15 protein-coding genes and 1 pseudogene are annotated in these 14,410 nt (G+C 67.6%); 3 read left to right on the top strand and 13 right to left on the bottom strand.

Features of this window, described 5'->3' with window-relative positions:
• Positions 1–224 precede the first annotated feature (224 nt).
• Both CAL29_RS32235 and CAL29_RS00300 read right to left on the bottom strand, forming a co-directional pair.
• A pseudogene (locus CAL29_RS32235) lies at positions 225–716 on the bottom strand (PhaM family polyhydroxyalkanoate granule multifunctional regulatory protein); the annotation flags it as partial.
• A 68-nt stretch (positions 717–784) separates the two neighbouring features.
• Positions 785–1,486, bottom strand: coding sequence for a glycine zipper 2TM domain-containing protein (locus CAL29_RS00300; RefSeq protein ID WP_094851030.1), 702 nt, complete (start codon positions 1,484–1,486; stop codon positions 785–787).
• 176 nt (positions 1,487–1,662) lie between these two features.
• On the opposite strand from CAL29_RS00300, the gene CAL29_RS00295 reads away from it, so the two are divergent.
• On the top strand, positions 1,663–1,908 hold the full coding sequence (locus tag CAL29_RS00295; protein ID WP_094851029.1) for a DUF3717 domain-containing protein: 246 nt from the start codon (positions 1,663–1,665) through the stop codon (positions 1,906–1,908).
• Here CAL29_RS00295 and CAL29_RS00290 read toward each other — a convergent pair.
• The 5 genes from CAL29_RS00290 to CAL29_RS00270 form a co-directional block, all read right to left on the bottom strand.
• On the bottom strand, positions 1,889–2,488 hold the full coding sequence (locus CAL29_RS00290; RefSeq protein ID WP_094851028.1) for an SCO family protein: 600 nt from the start codon (positions 2,486–2,488) through the stop codon (positions 1,889–1,891). The two genes, CAL29_RS00295 and CAL29_RS00290, sit on opposite strands and share 20 nt — an antisense overlap.
• A gap of 81 nt (positions 2,489–2,569) precedes the next feature.
• Entirely contained in the window at positions 2,570–3,466 is an 897-nt protein-coding gene (gene cyoE, locus CAL29_RS00285; RefSeq protein WP_094851027.1) for a heme o synthase, read from the bottom strand.
• Between the two features lie 203 nt (positions 3,467–3,669).
• Positions 3,670–4,683 carry a COX15/CtaA family protein gene (locus CAL29_RS00280; protein ID WP_094852616.1) on the bottom strand — a complete coding sequence of 338 codons (1,014 nt, stop codon included), beginning with the start codon at positions 4,681–4,683 and terminating at the stop codon, positions 3,670–3,672.
• A gap of 52 nt (positions 4,684–4,735) precedes the next feature.
• Positions 4,736–5,413: an SCO family protein gene (locus CAL29_RS00275; protein ID WP_094851026.1), complete on the bottom strand. Its 678-nt coding sequence runs from the start codon at positions 5,411–5,413 to the stop codon at positions 4,736–4,738.
• Positions 5,414–5,482: 69 nt separating this feature from the next.
• On the bottom strand, positions 5,483–6,289 hold the full coding sequence (locus tag CAL29_RS00270) for an SURF1 family protein (protein ID WP_094851025.1): 807 nt from the start codon (positions 6,287–6,289) through the stop codon (positions 5,483–5,485).
• Between the two features lie 55 nt (positions 6,290–6,344).
• Between CAL29_RS00270 and CAL29_RS00265 the strand changes: the two genes are divergently transcribed.
• Positions 6,345–6,545, top strand: a complete 201-nt coding sequence (locus CAL29_RS00265; protein ID WP_094851024.1) for a twin transmembrane helix small protein — start codon at positions 6,345–6,347, stop codon at positions 6,543–6,545.
• Positions 6,546–6,575: 30 nt separating this feature from the next.
• Here the strand turns inward: CAL29_RS00265 and CAL29_RS00260 are convergent, their stop codons facing one another.
• The 5 genes from CAL29_RS00260 to coxB all read right to left on the bottom strand — a co-directional run bounded on the left by CAL29_RS00260 (position 6,576) and on the right by coxB (position 10,745).
• Positions 6,576–7,451 carry a cytochrome c oxidase subunit 3 gene (locus tag CAL29_RS00260; protein WP_094851023.1) on the bottom strand — a complete coding sequence of 292 codons (876 nt, stop codon included), beginning with the start codon at positions 7,449–7,451 and terminating at the stop codon, positions 6,576–6,578.
• Positions 7,452–7,486: 35 nt separating this feature from the next.
• Positions 7,487–7,720, bottom strand: a complete 234-nt coding sequence (locus CAL29_RS00255) for a DUF2970 domain-containing protein (protein ID WP_094851022.1) — start codon at positions 7,718–7,720, stop codon at positions 7,487–7,489.
• A gap of 25 nt (positions 7,721–7,745) precedes the next feature.
• Complete coding sequence (locus tag CAL29_RS31910; protein WP_256977095.1) at positions 7,746–7,877, bottom strand: hypothetical protein; 132 nt, start codon at positions 7,875–7,877, stop codon at positions 7,746–7,748.
• A gap of 2 nt (positions 7,878–7,879) precedes the next feature.
• Positions 7,880–9,484, bottom strand: coding sequence for a cytochrome c oxidase subunit I (gene ctaD / locus CAL29_RS00250; protein ID WP_094851021.1), 1,605 nt, complete (start codon positions 9,482–9,484; stop codon positions 7,880–7,882).
• 100 nt (positions 9,485–9,584) lie between these two features.
• Complete coding sequence (gene coxB, locus CAL29_RS00245; protein WP_094851020.1) at positions 9,585–10,745, bottom strand: cytochrome c oxidase subunit II; 1,161 nt, start codon at positions 10,743–10,745, stop codon at positions 9,585–9,587.
• 225 nt (positions 10,746–10,970) lie between these two features.
• Here coxB and CAL29_RS00240 point away from each other — a divergent pair, with 225 nt between their 5' ends.
• Positions 10,971–11,867 carry an NUDIX hydrolase gene (locus tag CAL29_RS00240; RefSeq protein ID WP_094851019.1) on the top strand — a complete coding sequence of 299 codons (897 nt, stop codon included), beginning with the start codon at positions 10,971–10,973 and terminating at the stop codon, positions 11,865–11,867.
• On the opposite strand, the gene CAL29_RS00235 is transcribed toward CAL29_RS00240, so the two are convergent.
• A complete protein-coding gene (locus CAL29_RS00235; protein ID WP_094851018.1) occupies positions 11,862–14,387 on the bottom strand; it encodes a cation:proton antiporter in 2,526 nt (841 codons plus the stop codon). The two genes, CAL29_RS00240 and CAL29_RS00235, sit on opposite strands and share 6 nt — an antisense overlap.
• Positions 14,388–14,410: the final 23 nt, after the last annotated feature.

Here is a 14,410-nt window from a genome sequence, read left to right as displayed (position 1 = left end):
AACTGCTGCTGCAGCAGATTCCACCAGGCCTCCGAGGCGGATTGCGCCGCGTTGCCCAGGAAGGCCGGCGTCGCGCCCACGCCCGACTCGGCGGCGGCGCCGGATTCGGCCAGCTTGTCGGCGGCCGCGGACAGCTTTTCGTCAGCCATGGTTCCCGGTCCGGCGGCGGCGTTCCGGGCGTGATCCTCCGGCATCTCGATGTCTTCGTCCTCGGGTTCGTCGTTGGCCCCCGGAGGATCGGCGGCGGAAAAGGCCTGTCCATAGGGACGGCCGCCGGCCGGCGCCGTGCCGGAAGCCGCATCGGCGCCCGGCCGCGCGCGCTGTCCCATCGGCTTCAGGCCCAGCGCCACCTCCAGCGGCGAGGCATCGCCCCATTGCCCGCCGGACGCCACCTGGCTGCCCACGCTATCGACGAAGGACCGCAGCGTGTTGATGGTGGAGCGCTGCACTTCCAGCCCCTGGATGGTGCTGCCCAGCATGGACAGGTTCAGGCGCAGCCAGCTTTCCACCGTGCGCAGTTCCGCGATGCGGCGGTCGAGATCTTCCAGGTTCAAGGGAGGCGTCATCGGCATGACCTGCGCCAGGCCGCCCGGCCCCATCAGGCCGGACCACGCCTTGCGCATCATTTCCATGCTGGCGAGCAAGGGGTTGCCGGCCGCGTCGCCGGATTGCCCCAAGCCGGGGAGGATGAAGGGATTGTTTTGCGGGTCGGTCATCTGTCTCTCTCGTGGGGCCTGACCGTCCCGCGCGTTCGGAGACCCGCCGCGTGGCCTGCTGCCGGCGCTCACCGCGGCAGCAGTTGGTTGTTTTCCACGCGTATGGCTTGGCCCGTCGAATATTGGAACGGCGTATCACTGCGGAAAGTATGGGTGCGGCCATCATTGGTGCGGGCAACCAATTGATAACGCGTCACGGTTTTTTGGTTCATATTACGCTCGATTTCCCTGCCTGCCAAAGCCCCGCCCACGGCGCCCAGGACGGTCAGCGCGGTCCTGCCGCCACCGCCGCCGAACTGGTTGCCCACCACCCCGCCGACCACGCCGCCGGCGACCGTGCCGACGATGTGATTGCTGCGATCCTGCACCGGCACCTGCACCTGGCCCACGGACACCACGGTGCCGCATTGCGGGCACTGGGCCGCGTCGTTCTGGGCGGCGGGCGGCACGCCTTGCTGCGGCGCGTACTGCGGCGGGACGTTGGGCTGCGCGGCGGCGGCCGGCGCTTGTCGCGCCGCGCCCTGCTGCGGCTGTATCGCGCCCTGCGAGGCCTGTCCGGGCACGGGCGCCAGGTTGGCGTTGGCGGGGTCGGCCTGCGCCGTGACGGCCGGGTTGGCCGCATCCTGCCGGCCGCTCGACGTGGGCAGCCAGCCGCCGATGGCGGCGACCGCGACGCCGCACAGCACGATGACGCAAACCGCGGCGGTCGCCACCAGCGGATGCAGGCCGCGGCGCGATTCCGATTGGGAGGGAACGGTATGGGTGTTCATGTCGTTTTCCTTGCAAAGCCATCCATGGCGGATGTATAGCATCGGTATCCGCTTACAAGCCGTGCGCAAGGTGACCGTTTGCAAGATTTGCAAGGCTATTCAGAGATGTCGGAAACACCTGTGACCAGACTCTGACGGCCGCCCACACGGACAGGCGCTACTGGGAGAATGGGCCGATGGACGACACCACGCCGATCTCGATCACGCAACTGGAACAGGCCATCAACTATTGGCGCGCGCGCTCGCCGTCGACGGGCGAAGAAGCGCGGCTGAGCCGGGAGGCGGCCGCCCTGGCGACCCCTTATGCGCTGCTCATATATGCCGGCGCGCACGAGTTGCGCGCCGCCGACCTGGGCGACGAAGGCCGCCTGGCCTATGCCGCCTGGCTGGAGGCCGCCGGCATCACCCCAACAGAAGCTTGATGTCGTGCACCAGCACGTCGGCGCCCGCGTTGTTGTTGACCAGCACCTGGGCTTCGCCCTTCTGGTCCAGCAGGTAGAAGGCGGCGCTGTGGTCCATGCTGTAGTCCGAACCGTCCTTGGTCGGCACCTTGGCGTAATAGGCCTTGAACGACGTCGCCGCCGTCTTCAACTGCGCCAGGCTGCCGGTCAGGCCGACGAAGCCGGGATTGAAGGTGGTGACGTACTGCTTCATCACCTCCGGCGTATCGCGTTCGGGATCGACGGTGATCATCACCACCTGCACGCGCGAAGCGTCGGGCCCCAGCGTCTGCATGACCTGGGCCAACTCCGCCAGCGAGGTCGGGCAGACGTCCGGGCAATGCGTGTAGCCGAAGAAAGCCACCACCACCTTGCCGGCGAAATCGGCCATGGCGCGCGGCTTCCCGTCCTGGTCGACCATGGCCACGTCCTTGCCCAGGTGCGTGCCCTCGATGCTGCTGCCCTGGAAGGCCGGGCGGTCCTTGCAGGCCGCCAGGGCGGCGAGCAGGGCAACGCTGCCAAGTGCGCGCAAGGCGGCGCGGCGGGCGGGAACGATGGACATGGGGGAGGTCTCCGGTAAGGCCTGGGACGGGGTGCGCAACGGCGAATCGGCGCGCGGGGCGCGCGCCGCGCCACCGCCTGCCTACGCCAGCAGCAGGCCGAGCCAGTGATCGATCAACAGGGCGCCGAACAACAGCGCCAGGTACAAGATGGAATATCGGAACATCGCGCGCGACAAGGCATCGCTGTAGTTGCGATACAGCCGCCAGGCATAGCGCAGGAAAATGCCGCCCAGCACCAGCGCGGCGGCCAGGTACAACAGGCCGTTCATGCGCAAGGCGTAGGGAATCAGCGTACAACCCAGCAGGGCACAGCTATACAGCAGGATCTGCAGGCGCGTGTATTCCGGCCCGTGCGTGACCGGCAGCATCGGCAGCCCGGCCCTCTCGTAGTCCTTGCTGCGATACAGGGCCAGCGCCCAGAAATGCGGCGGCGTCCAGATGAAGATGATCAGCACCAGCGCCCAGGCCTCGGCCGGCACCGCATTGGCGATGGCGGCCCAGCCCAGCGCGGGCGGCATGGCGCCCGACAGGCCGCCGATCACGATGTTCTGCGGCGTGCGCGGCTTGAGGATGACGGTGTAGATGACGGCGTAGCCGACGAAGGTGGCGAAGGTCAGCCACATGGTCAGCGGATTGACCAGGTTGTACAGCACCAGCATGCCGGCGCCCCCCAGCAAGCCGGACAGCATCAGCACCTGCTGCGGCAGGATGGTGCCGCGCGCGGTGGGACGCCGCGCGGTGCGCAGCATGCGAGCGTCGACTTCCTGCTCGATCAGGCAGTTGATGGCGAACGCGGCCGCGGCGAGCAGCCAGATGCCGAGGGTGGCGAAAGCCACGCGCTTCAGGTCGGGCAGGCCGGGCGTCGCCAGGAACATGCCGATGACGGCACAGAAGACGGCAAGCTGGGTAACGCGGGGTTTGGTAAGCACCAGGTATTGACGGAGCAATCCCTGGTCTGGGGCGGCAAGGCTGGTCATGGTGGCGTTATTCTAACTCCGCTCGGCGCCGTCGCGGGCGTCGGGGACGGGTTGCAAGAGCCTGTTTACATTGGACAAATTGTCCCAGGAACGGTTAGCGCGGCCGCTTTTGCCGCCCTTTTCAGCCCTTTTTCCCACTTTCGACCGCCTTTCCACCTCGGCGCCCCTCCTGCACGCCGCGGCTGCCCCATGGCGCGGCGGGCTCAGGCGCTGCGCAGGGCGGCGCGGCCGGCAGTGGCCAGGCGCACCCGCAGCGTCACCCCGGCCAGGACCAGGCCGGCGGCGCCGCCGTTGTGCAGGACCGCGATCAGCAGGGGCCATTCGAAGAAAATGGTGGTCAGGCCGGTCAGCAACTGCGCCGCCAGCAGGGCCAGCGCCAGCGTCGCCGGCCCGCGCAGGCCCGGTTCGGCCCGCATGCGCCAGGCCAGGATCCCCATGTAGACGAACACCACGAAGGCGAAATTCCGGTGCGTCCAGTGGATGGCGGTCAGGGCGTACTGCGAGATCATCTCACCCGACGGCAGCTCGCCCAGGGCGCGGAAGACCGAGAACCCGCCGGCGAAGTCCATGGGCGGCACCCAGTGCCCCTGGCACATGGGGAAGTCCATGCAGGCCAGGGCGGCGTAGTTGGTGCTGACCCAGCCCCCCAGCGTGATCTGGATGAACAGCAGCAGCAGGCCGCCGGTCATCCACCCGCGCCAGCGCGCCGCCGACGCCGCCAGCGCCTGGTACGGACGCTCGCGCGCCGCCAGCCAGGTCATCATGGTCAGGGTGAGCATGCCGAACACCAGGTGGGCCGTGACCACCGCCGGCATGAGTTGATGGGTCACGGTCCAGGCGCCGAAAGCCCCCTGCACGCAGACGATGACCAGCGCGGCCACGGCCAGCAGCGGCGAGCGCCCCAGGCGGCCGCGGTAGCGGAAGGCCATGTAGACGATGGCGATGATCAGCATGCCGAGCAGCGAGCCGGCATAGCGGTGGACCATCTCGATCCACGCCTTGGACAGCGATACCGCGCCGAACGGCATGGCCTGGTTGGCCTGGTGGATGTCGGCCAGCGAGCCCAGGGGCGAGGCGCTGCCGTAGCAGCCCGGCCAGTCGGGACAGCCCAGGCCGGAATCGGTCAGGCGCACGAAAGCCCCGAACATGATCAGGTCCAGGGTCAGGAACCAGGTAAAGAAAACCAGCTTGCGGTAACGGAGGACGATGGCGTCCAGGGCGGAGGCATTCACTTCTGCGGTCACTTCGAATTGCGTCGTGATCGGCATACTAGCCGATGCGCGAGTTGTAGATCAGCTTGCTGAGGTCGCTGCGCACCTTGACCGGATCGGCGTCGGGCGGGAAGCGCAGCATCAGGTGGCCCAGCGGATCGACCAGCCACATCGGCCCGGCCAGCGCGCCGGCCGCCGCTGCTTCGTCCGCGCCGCCGCCGGTCCCGTTGCCCTTTCCACTGCCCGCGCCGGCATCCAGCAGGAACGCCGCCAGTTGCTCGGGCCGCGCCCGCACCATGACCGTGCCCACGTAGGCGTCCAGCACCTTGCGCGGCACCTCCGCGTCGTCGGTGATGAACCAGACGCGCGCCACGCGGTCCACGTTCTTGCCCTGGCTGGCGTGGGTGTTGCGGATGATGAACAGCTTGCGCGCGCAGGATTCCGGGCAGGCGCCGCCGTCGGCGGCCATCAGCAGCCACTTGCCGCGCAACTGGCGCAGGTCGTAGGGCTGGCCGTCCAGCGTGGCCAGCGGCAGTTGCGCGGGCCCGGGCAGGTCGCGCTGCGGCTCGACCAGGGCGCCATAGTTGCTGCCGTCGCGCGGCCACCATTCGGGGTTAAGGTAGAAAACCACGGCGGCGACCACGGGCGCCAGCGACACGAGGAAGACGATCAGCACGGTCAGCGCGCCGCGCCGGCGCGGCGCCGCGCGCGTATCGCCGGCAGTCGTAATGGGCATCGTCACAAGCGGGATTCCTGTCTTTTTCGCGTGCCGGGGTCCCCGCGTCGGGACCGGCCAGCAAGCAGTTTAACTTCCGGTCCGGCCCTTTCCACCCGGGCCCCCTGCGGTCCACCGCCGCAACGCGCGCCACGCCACCACCAGGAAGGCGATGCCGGCGATGCTTGCGAAGCCGAACCATTGCAGCGCATAGCCCTGGTTCTGGTTGAAATCGACCGAAGGCTGCGGCCAGTCGTGCTTGAGCACGTCCTCGTCGGCGTCGCTCTGCTCCAGCACCGTGGGCAGCAGGCGCAGGCCGCTGGCCTCGGCATAGGCGGCCAGGTCCAGGTTCTGCACCGTGGGCGGCTTGCCGCCGGCGGCCGGCAGGCGCGGGGGCAGCGTATCCACCGCATCGTTGCCGAAATGCCAGAGTTCGAACAAGCGCGGTACGCGCTCGGCGAGCTCGCCGGTGACGTGCTGCATGTCCGGCGGCGCGGGCGGCGCCACGGCGGCCGGCTGGCCCGGTTCGGCGCGCGGCATCCACCCGCGCAGCACCAGCACGGCGGTCGGAGGGTTGCTGTTTTTCAGCAGCAAGGGCGTGGCGACCCAATAGCCGGGACGGCCGTCGCGGTTGCGATTGTCCAGCACCACCGTCAGGTCGTCGCGGTAGCTGCCATTGGCCTGCGCCGGCCGCCACGGTTTCAGCTCGGCCGCGGGCGTGGCGGCGGTCAGCATCAGCGGCGGCTGCGAACGGCCATGCTCGATGGCCGCCAGGATGGCGCGGCGCTCATCGGCGCGGCGCAGTTGCCACCGCCCCAGCGATACCAGCACCACGACGGCCATGGCCAGCAACAGCAGAGCGGCCAGCGTGCGTGCGGTGCCGTGAGGACGTACCATGTATACCTACAACGATTCCATATTATTTGGGGCGTCCGCGCCCGGGGAGACTGCCATGCGCGTGCTCGTCGTCGTCGCCTTCATCGGCATCCTGGTCAGCCTGGGCTCCGCCCTGGTGTACCTGATGAAGGACAAGGGAACGACCAATCGTACCGTCAATGCGCTGACGGTGCGCATCGGCCTGTCGGTGGCCTTGTTCCTGTTCGTGCTGCTGGCGCACCAACTGGGCTGGATCCAAAGCACGGGGATCCGGTAAGCCGGCTCCCCCTTATACGACGACGCTCCCTTACAGCCAGTACACGAACAGGTACAGACCCAGCCACACCACGTCGACGAAGTGCCAGTACCAGGCGGCGCCTTCGAAACCGAAGTGATGGTCGGCGGTGAAATGGCCGCGCAGCAGGCGCACCAGGATGACGGTGAGCATGGTCGCGCCCATGATCACGTGGAATCCGTGGAAACCCGTCAGCATGAAGAACAGCGAACCGTACGCCCCGGAGCTGAACTTCAGGTTCAGTTCGGTATAGGCATGGTGGTATTCCGTGGCCTGGCAGGCCACGAAGATGAAGCCCAGGACGATGGTGCACGCCAGCCAGAAAATGGTCTTGCCGCGATGGTTGTCGCGCAGGGCATGGTGGGCGATGGTCAGCGTGACGCCGGAACTCAGCAGCAGCGCGGTGTTGATGGTGGGCAGCCAGAACGGCCCCACGGTCTGGAAGTGCTCCACCACGCCGGCCGGCCCGAAATTGGGCCATACGGCGGAGAAGTCCGGCCACAGCAGCAGCTTGTGGTCGAGGTCGCCCAGCCACGGCGTGGAGATGGTGCGCACGTACCACAGCGCGCCGAAGAAACCGGCGAAGAACATCACCTCCGAGAAGATGAACCAGCTCATGCCCCAGCGGTAGGAGACGTCCACCCGCTTGCTGTTCAGGCCGCCCTCCGATTCGCCGATGGCGTCGCCGAACCAGAAGTACAGCACGGTGATCACGCTGAGCACGCCGACCAGCACCATCCACTTGCCGATGCCGACGCCGTTGACCCAGGCCGCCGCGCCCAGGGCGGTGATCAGCAGCGCCAGCGCGCAGCGCACCGGATGGCCGGAATCCGCCGGCACGTAGTAGTAGGGCGCATCTTTCGCTTCGACCGAGTGGCCTGCACTCATGGTGTTCTCCCAGGTACGGATATTCGAATACTTGTTCAACTGAGGCTGGCGACCGCCCAGCGCACGATGGAAATCAGCACAACCACAAACAGCACGCCCGCCAGCAGGGCCGCGACCACCAGGTGGACCGGATTGAGCCGGGCCGTGTCCTCGCGGTAGCCCGCGCCCTTGCGGATGCCCAGCATGCCCCAGGCCACGGCCTTCAAGGTCTGGAGGAAGGACAGCTTGCGCTGCCCGGCTCCCTCCGCGATCGCCTTGTCCTCGTCCATGGCCGTCCCCCGCATGCCCGCGCGCTCAAACCCCGCCCCGGGCGAGCGGCGCGAACAGGCTGCTCCCCTTGAACAGCGCCCAGATGAAAATCGCCAGCACCACGGCCAGCAGGGTTATCCCCACGGCCTTGTTGCGGCGGCGTTGTTCGGGGGTCATGCTTACTTCACCTCCGGCGGTTCGGTGAAGGTATGGAAGGGCGCCGGCGACGGCACCGTCCACTCCAGGCCTTCGGCGCCTTCCCACGGCTTGGCCGGCGCGCGCTCGCCCTTGCCGGCGAAGCAGCGCAGGATGGCCACCAGGAAGATCAACTGCGACAGGCCGAACCAGAAGGCGCCGATGGTGGCGATCTGGTGGAAGGTGGTGAACTGCGCCGCGTAGTCGGCGTAACGGCGCGGCATGCCGGCCAGCCCCAGGAAGTGCATGGGGAAGAAGGTGACGTTGAACGAGATCAGCGACATCCAGAAATGGAACTTGCCCAGCTTCTCGTTGTACATGTAGCCGGTCCACTTGGGCACCCAATAGTAGGACCCGGCGAACAGGCCGAACAGCGAGCCGGCCACCAGCACGTAGTGGAAATGCGCCACCACGTAGTACGTGTCCTGCACCTGGATGTCGATCGGCGCCACCGACAGGATCAGCCCGGTGAAGCCGCCGATGGTGAACACGAAGATGAAGCCGATGGCGAACAGCATGGGCGTTTCGAAGGTCATCGAGCCGCGCCACATGGTGGCCACCCAGTTGAACACCTTCACCCCGGTGGGGATGGAGATGAGCATGGTGGCGTACATGAAGTAGAGCTGTCCGGTCACCGGCATGCCCGTGGTGAACATGTGGTGGGCCCAGACGATGAAGGACAGCACCGCGATGGCGGAGGTGGCGTAGACCATCGAGGCATAGCCGAACAGGCGCTTGCGGGCGAAGGCCGGCACCACGGCCGAGACGATGCCGAACGCCGGCAGGATCATGATGTAGACCTCGGGATGCCCGAAGAACCAGAACACGTGCTGGTAGAGCACCGGGTCGCCGCCGGCGGCCGCGTTGAAGAAGCCGGTGCCGAAATGGCGGTCGGTCAGCACCATGGTGATGGCCGCGGCCAGCACCGGCATCACGGCGATCAGCAGGAAGGCGGTGATCAGCCAGGTCCAGCAGAACAGCGGCATCTTCATCAACGTCATGCCGGGCGCGCGCATGTTCAGGACGGTCACGATGACGTTGATCGCGCCCATGATCGAGGACGCGCCCATGATGTGCATGGCGAAGATCGCCATGTCCATGCCCGGTCCCATCTGCAGCGACAGGGGCGCGTACAGGGTCCAGCCGGCGGCGGTGGCGCCGCCCGGGGCGAAGAAGGACGCGGTCAGGATCAGCGCCGCCACCGGCAGCAGCCAGAAGCTGAAGTTGTTCATCCGCGCGAAGGCCATGTCCGAGGCGCCGATCTGCAGCGGGATCATCCAGTTGGCGAAGCCGACGAAGGCCGGCATGATGGCGCCGAACACCATCACCAGGCCGTGCATGGTCGTGAACTGGTTGAACAACTCGGGCCGGAAGAATTGCAGCCCCGGCTCGAACAGCTCCGTGCGCAGCAACAGGGCCAGGGTGCCGCCCTCCAGCAGCATGACGAACGAGAAGATGAGATACATCGTCCCGATGTCCTTGTGGTTGGTGGCGAACAACCAGCGCCGCCAGCCCGTGGGGATACCGTGGTGATGGTCATCGTGACCGTGCTGGCCCGGCGAGACGTGGTCGACAGTGACGCTGCTCATGATGGACTCCTTGCCGCTTGGGCGCCGGTCCCTTCTGGCGGGACCGGGTTATATGCTCGGTTGCTAGCGCGACGGCTCGCGGCCGCCGCATCCGGCGCGCTTAGCGCGCCCCCTTGACGTCGGCCGGCTTGACGGTCGGGTCCTGCCCCTTGCCCTTGTTGTCCCAGGCATGGCGCGTGTAGGTGATCACCGACGCGATTTCCACGTCGTTCAACTGGCCGCCGAAAGCGGGCATCGCCGTTCCCGGGTGGCCGTGCAGCACGGTCTTGATCTGCTCCGCCTTGGGGCCGAGCACGATATGGTCGCCGTCGAGGGCCGGGAAGGACCCCGGCACGCCCTTGCCGTTGGCCTGGTGACAGACCACGCAGTTCGCGCCGAACACCTTCTCGCCGCGCGCGACCAGCTCGGCTTCCGACCAGTCCTTGTTGGGATCGTCGGCCTGCGCGGCCATCTTCTTCTTCTGGTCGTCCGCCCACTTGGCGTAGTCTTCCTGGGACAGCACCGTCACCACGATGGGCATGAAGGCGTGGTCCTTGCCACAGAGCTCCGCGCACTGGCCGCGGTACGTGCCGACCTTTTCCGCGCGGAACCAGGTATCGCGCAGGAAGCCCGGAATCGCGTCCTGCTTGACGCCGAAATCGGGAATCATCCAGGAGTGGATGACGTCCGCCGCCGTCGTGATCACGCGCACCTTCTGGTCGACCGGCACCACCATCGGGTTGTCGACTTCCATCAGGTAGAACTCGCCCTTGGGCTCGCGGTTCTCGATCTGGGCGCGCGGCGTGGACAGGTTGGAGTAGAACTTGACGCCGTTGGCGGCGCCGTCCAGGTACTCGTACCCCCACTTCCACTGATAGCCGGTGACCTTGATGGTCAGGTCGGGGCTGGACGTATCTTTCATGGCGACCACGGCCTTGGTGGCCGGCAGCGCCATGGCGATGACGATGAAGAAGGGGATGACCGTCCACGCGACTTCGACGCCGACGTGTTCGTGGAAGGTGGCGGGCTCGGCGCCGCGCGACTTGCGGTGCGCCCAGATGGAATAAAACATCACGCCGAAGACGCCGATGAAGATCACCACGCAGATGGTGAGCATCATCCAGTGCAGCCACATCACATCATGCGCAATCTGCGTAACGCCTTCGTGCAGATTTAGCTGATCGACCTTCGGTCCTCCGGGCATGTCCTTGACCTGCGCCCGAGCCGCGCCGCCGACCAGCATGGCACAGGCGCCGGGTATCCCTCTCCACCACTTCTTCATGCTGACCCTTTATGCATGTACGCGAAGGCCCTACCCAACCGCGGTTACACCGTGGAAAGACACGGAAACGCGTAATTATTGGTTGGCGGATTCTCAGGGAACACCTCCTCCCTTCGATCCAGCTCGAATCACAAAGAAACTGGCGGATTATAACGGACACGTCACCCCATGTAATTGCTGACTACCCGGCCACACGAGCCGCCGCCCTGCACTAGAATCGCCGCCATGCAGCAAAAATCGACTCATACCCCGCCCCCGGACGACGCCGTCCCGCCCACCGCCGGTCCCGCCGCGGACGGGGGGCAGACGCCCACGCCGGCGACCCGGGCAAGCGCCCTTTATGCCTTGCTGCGCGAGCGCGCGGTGGAGCCGGCGCCCGAATTGTCGCGCCCCGTCCTGGTGGCCGGCCGGCCCTGTGGCCGAGCCACGCTGGCGGCCTGTGACGCACTGCGGCATCTGCCCGGGGCGACGGTGCGGGACGACGCCCTGGAACTGGGCGCGGGGCTGGCGCCGGGCGCCGCCCTGGACGGCCTGCTGGCCCGGGTCGCCCAGCGGCTGCGCGAGGCCGACTGCCTGCGCGGCTGGCGCGACGAATTGCTGGACGTGCTGGACGAGCAGGGCCGCCCGGTGGGCGCCATCGAGCGCGCCGCGGTCCGTCCGCTGGGCCTGTTGACCCGCGCCGTGCACCTGAACGCCTGGACGCCGGACGGCCGCCTGTGGATCGCGCGCCGGGCCTTGAGCAAATCCACCGATCCCGGCATGTGGGACACGCTGGTGGGCGGCCTAGCCGGCAGCGGCGAGGACCTGGACCTGGCGCTGGTGCGCGAATGCGGCGAGGAAGCGGGGCTGGACGCGCCCGACATCCAGGCGCGCGAGCCCATGCGCACCGTGTTGCGCATGCACCGGCGCCTGCCGGAGGGCTACCAGGTGGAAGACCTGATGGTCAGCCGCTGCGTGCTGCCGGCGCACGTGCGCCCGGCCAACCGCGACGGCGAGGTCATGGAGATCGCCACGGTCGACGCCGAGCGCGCCCTGGCCATGGTGGCGGCCGGCGAGTTCACGCTGGAGGCCGCGCTGGTCATCGCCGATGAATTGATGTCGCGCCCCGGCGCCCGGTCATGACTGCGGCTGGGTCGGCGGCGCGGCGTTCGCCGACGAAAACTGCCGCCACACCTCGATGGCCCGCATCCGCTGGCGCGCCACCGTCTCTATGCCTTCGCGCAGCGTCGGGTCGCGCGCCAGCAGGGCGCGGAAGTCGCGCGCCGACATCATCAGCAGCTTGCTGTAGCCCAGCGAGGTGACCTCCGGCATCATGAACTGCTCGCCCAGCAGGGCCAGCTCGCCAAAGAACTCGCCGCTGCCCAGCTCCACCGTGGTGTGGTCCGGCAGATGCACCGTCACCGCGCCGGACGCGACGAAGCACATTTCGTCCACGTTGCGCCCGCGTCCCAGGACGCGCTGGTCCGGCAGCGCCAGGCGCGGCTTGAGCAGCTTGCAGATGGCGCGCAGGGAATCCGCGCTGAGCTTTTCGAACAGCGGCACGCGCTTGACCAGCTCGGTGGCGCTCATCTCGATGTCCAGCGGTGGATGGCGGTCGATGTGGGCCCAGCGCGCCTCCAGCTTCTGCACCAGGTCGGCATAGACCTCGCCGCTGATCAGCGACTGGCCCAGCATCTCGCGATAGCGCATGCGCTCCAACTGGCGCGCCACGCGGCCCAGGTAGCTTTCCTGCAACCACAGCGCGTAGGACGGATATTGCAGGTTGAGCGCCTGCAAGGCATTCTCGATGGCGTCCAGGCGCCGCTGGTGCGCCCGCACCAGCACCTCGGCGGTTTCCTCGCCCAGCAGCGGCTTGATCTGCTGGCCGGCGAAGACGATCAGCCGCTGCGCCACGGTGCGCTTGCACATCAGGGCGGCGAAGCGCTGCCCCAGTTCCGCCGCCAGCCAGCGCTGGAAGCCGAACAGGTAATGCACCCGCAGCGCCACGCGGAAGCCCTTCGAATAGCGCACGTCGGCCGCGATGCCGTTCTCGAAGCCGCTCAGGCCGCCAGCGCGGACGGCGTCCTCCAGGCGTTCGGAGCGGGCCAGCAGCGACTCCGCCAGCCGCCAGTCGACGATCTGCGCCTTCAGCACGTCGAAGAACATTTCCTCCTCGCGCTGCGCCAGGATGGCCAGGCCCACCGACACCCGCGCGTCCAGCGACATGCGGCTGACCTCGCCGTCGCGCACCTCCTGCAAGCTGGCGTCGAAGACCGCGCGGATGCGCTCGCGCACTTCCGGCCCGATGTGATCCGCGCTGGCGACCTCCTCGGTCCTGCCCTGCAAATCCTCCAGCGCCACCACCACCGCCTGGTTGCGCAGGGTGAGCTCCATCTGCGACAACTCGTTCAGGCGCAGCAGCCGCATCAGCGGCCGCAGGCTGATGCCGTTGACGAACAGCGTCAGCAGCACGAAGCCGGTGGTGGCCACCGCGACGAACTGGCGCGCCGCCTCCGGCACGTCCTGGCGCTCGGTCACCGCCAGGGCCAGGGCCAGCGAGACCGCGCCGCGCAGGCCGCCCCACCACATCACCGTCTTGTAGGCGCGGCTCACGCGCGTGCGCAGCCGCGTCAGCTTGAGCAGGGGCAGCATGCCGAACACCACGATGGCGCGCGCCACCAGGGTGGCGAAGAACAGCGCGACGATCAGCCAGGCGTCGGCGCCCGTGGCCTGCTCCATGATGCGCGGGATCAGCATGGCGGCGAACAGGAAGATCAGCGAATTGGCCCAGAAGCCGAATTGCGCCCACGCGCTGGTGAGGTATTCGAAGGTGGTCGGGGCCATGCGCGTGCGGCCCGTCGACCCCACCACCAGGCCGGCGATCACGGTGCCCACCACGCCGGACACGCCCAGGTAGTGCTCGGAGACGTAGAAGGTGAGATAGGCCAGGGTCAGGGTCAGCGTGATTTCCGCCGCCGGGAAGCCGCGCAGCCAGGCGAACAGCACGCAGGCCAGGCGCCCCATGGCATAGCCGGCCAGGCCGCCGCCCAGGAAGTGGATGACGAAGTCGGTGAACACGTTGCCGACCGACAGCTTGCTCTGCCCGGTCATGATGCCGACCAGCACCGAGTACAAGGCGATGGACGCGGCATCGTTGAACAGGCTCTCACCCTCGACCAGCGTGGTCAGGCGCTTGGGCGCGCCCAGGTCGCGGAAGATGCTGACCACCGCCGCCGGGTCGGTGGTGGCGACGATGGCGCCGAGCAGCAGGCAGGCCACCAGCCCGTAGGGCGACAGCATGTGCAGGGTGTAGCCCACCACCACCGTGCAGACCACGACCGCCACGATGGCCATCATCAGGATGGGACCGATGTCGTCCATCAGGCGCCGGACGTTCATCGACAAGGCGGTTTCGAAGAGCAGGACGGGAAGGAAAACGGTAAGGAAAGTTTCCGACGAGATCTCGAATTTCTCGATCGAGTCCAGCATGTCGCCCAGCACCGGCGGCGCCCAGCCGTGCACGTGCACGCCGATGCCCAGCAGACAGCCGACGATGGCCAGCAGCACCGAATACGGCAGCTTGAGGCGTCCCGCCAGCGGCGGCATGAAGCACACCAGCGTCAGCAGCGCCGCCAGCCCGAAAACCAGTAATCCCACATCCATGTCGTTCTATCCCGCGGCCTCTA

Source organism: Bordetella genomosp. 10, assembly GCF_002261225.1.
Lineage (GTDB): Bacteria > Pseudomonadota > Gammaproteobacteria > Burkholderiales > Burkholderiaceae_B > Bordetella_C.
This window is presented reverse-complemented; position numbering and strand designations above follow the sequence as displayed.

Excerpts from the sequence above, each read along its gene's own strand:
- ctaD (WP_094851021.1), bottom strand. The coding sequence starts at position 9,484 with ATGAGCAGCGTCACTGTCGACCACGTCTCGCCGGGCCAGCACGGTCAC.
- CAL29_RS31910 (WP_256977095.1), bottom strand. The coding sequence starts at position 7,877 with ATGACCCCCGAACAACGCCGCCGCAACAAGGCCGTGGGGATAACCCTG.
- CAL29_RS00275 (WP_094851026.1), bottom strand. The coding sequence starts at position 5,413 with ATGCCCATTACGACTGCCGGCGATACGCGCGCGGCGCCGCGCCGGCGC.
- CAL29_RS00300 (WP_094851030.1), bottom strand. The coding sequence starts at position 1,486 with ATGAACACCCATACCGTTCCCTCCCAATCGGAATCGCGCCGCGGCCTG.
- CAL29_RS00240 (WP_094851019.1), top strand. The coding sequence starts at position 10,971 with ATGCAGCAAAAATCGACTCATACCCCGCCCCCGGACGACGCCGTCCCG.
- CAL29_RS00290 (WP_094851028.1), bottom strand. The coding sequence starts at position 2,488 with ATGTCCATCGTTCCCGCCCGCCGCGCCGCCTTGCGCGCACTTGGCAGC.
- coxB (WP_094851020.1), bottom strand. The coding sequence starts at position 10,745 with ATGAAGAAGTGGTGGAGAGGGATACCCGGCGCCTGTGCCATGCTGGTC.
- CAL29_RS00295 (WP_094851029.1), top strand. The coding sequence starts at position 1,663 with ATGGACGACACCACGCCGATCTCGATCACGCAACTGGAACAGGCCATC.
- CAL29_RS00235 (WP_094851018.1), bottom strand. The coding sequence starts at position 14,387 with ATGGATGTGGGATTACTGGTTTTCGGGCTGGCGGCGCTGCTGACGCTG.
- CAL29_RS00260 (WP_094851023.1), bottom strand. The coding sequence starts at position 7,451 with ATGAGTGCAGGCCACTCGGTCGAAGCGAAAGATGCGCCCTACTACTAC.
- cyoE (WP_094851027.1), bottom strand. The coding sequence starts at position 3,466 with ATGACCAGCCTTGCCGCCCCAGACCAGGGATTGCTCCGTCAATACCTG.
- CAL29_RS00270 (WP_094851025.1), bottom strand. The coding sequence starts at position 6,289 with ATGGTACGTCCTCACGGCACCGCACGCACGCTGGCCGCTCTGCTGTTG.
- CAL29_RS00265 (WP_094851024.1), top strand. The coding sequence starts at position 6,345 with ATGCGCGTGCTCGTCGTCGTCGCCTTCATCGGCATCCTGGTCAGCCTG.
- CAL29_RS00255 (WP_094851022.1), bottom strand. The coding sequence starts at position 7,720 with ATGGACGAGGACAAGGCGATCGCGGAGGGAGCCGGGCAGCGCAAGCTG.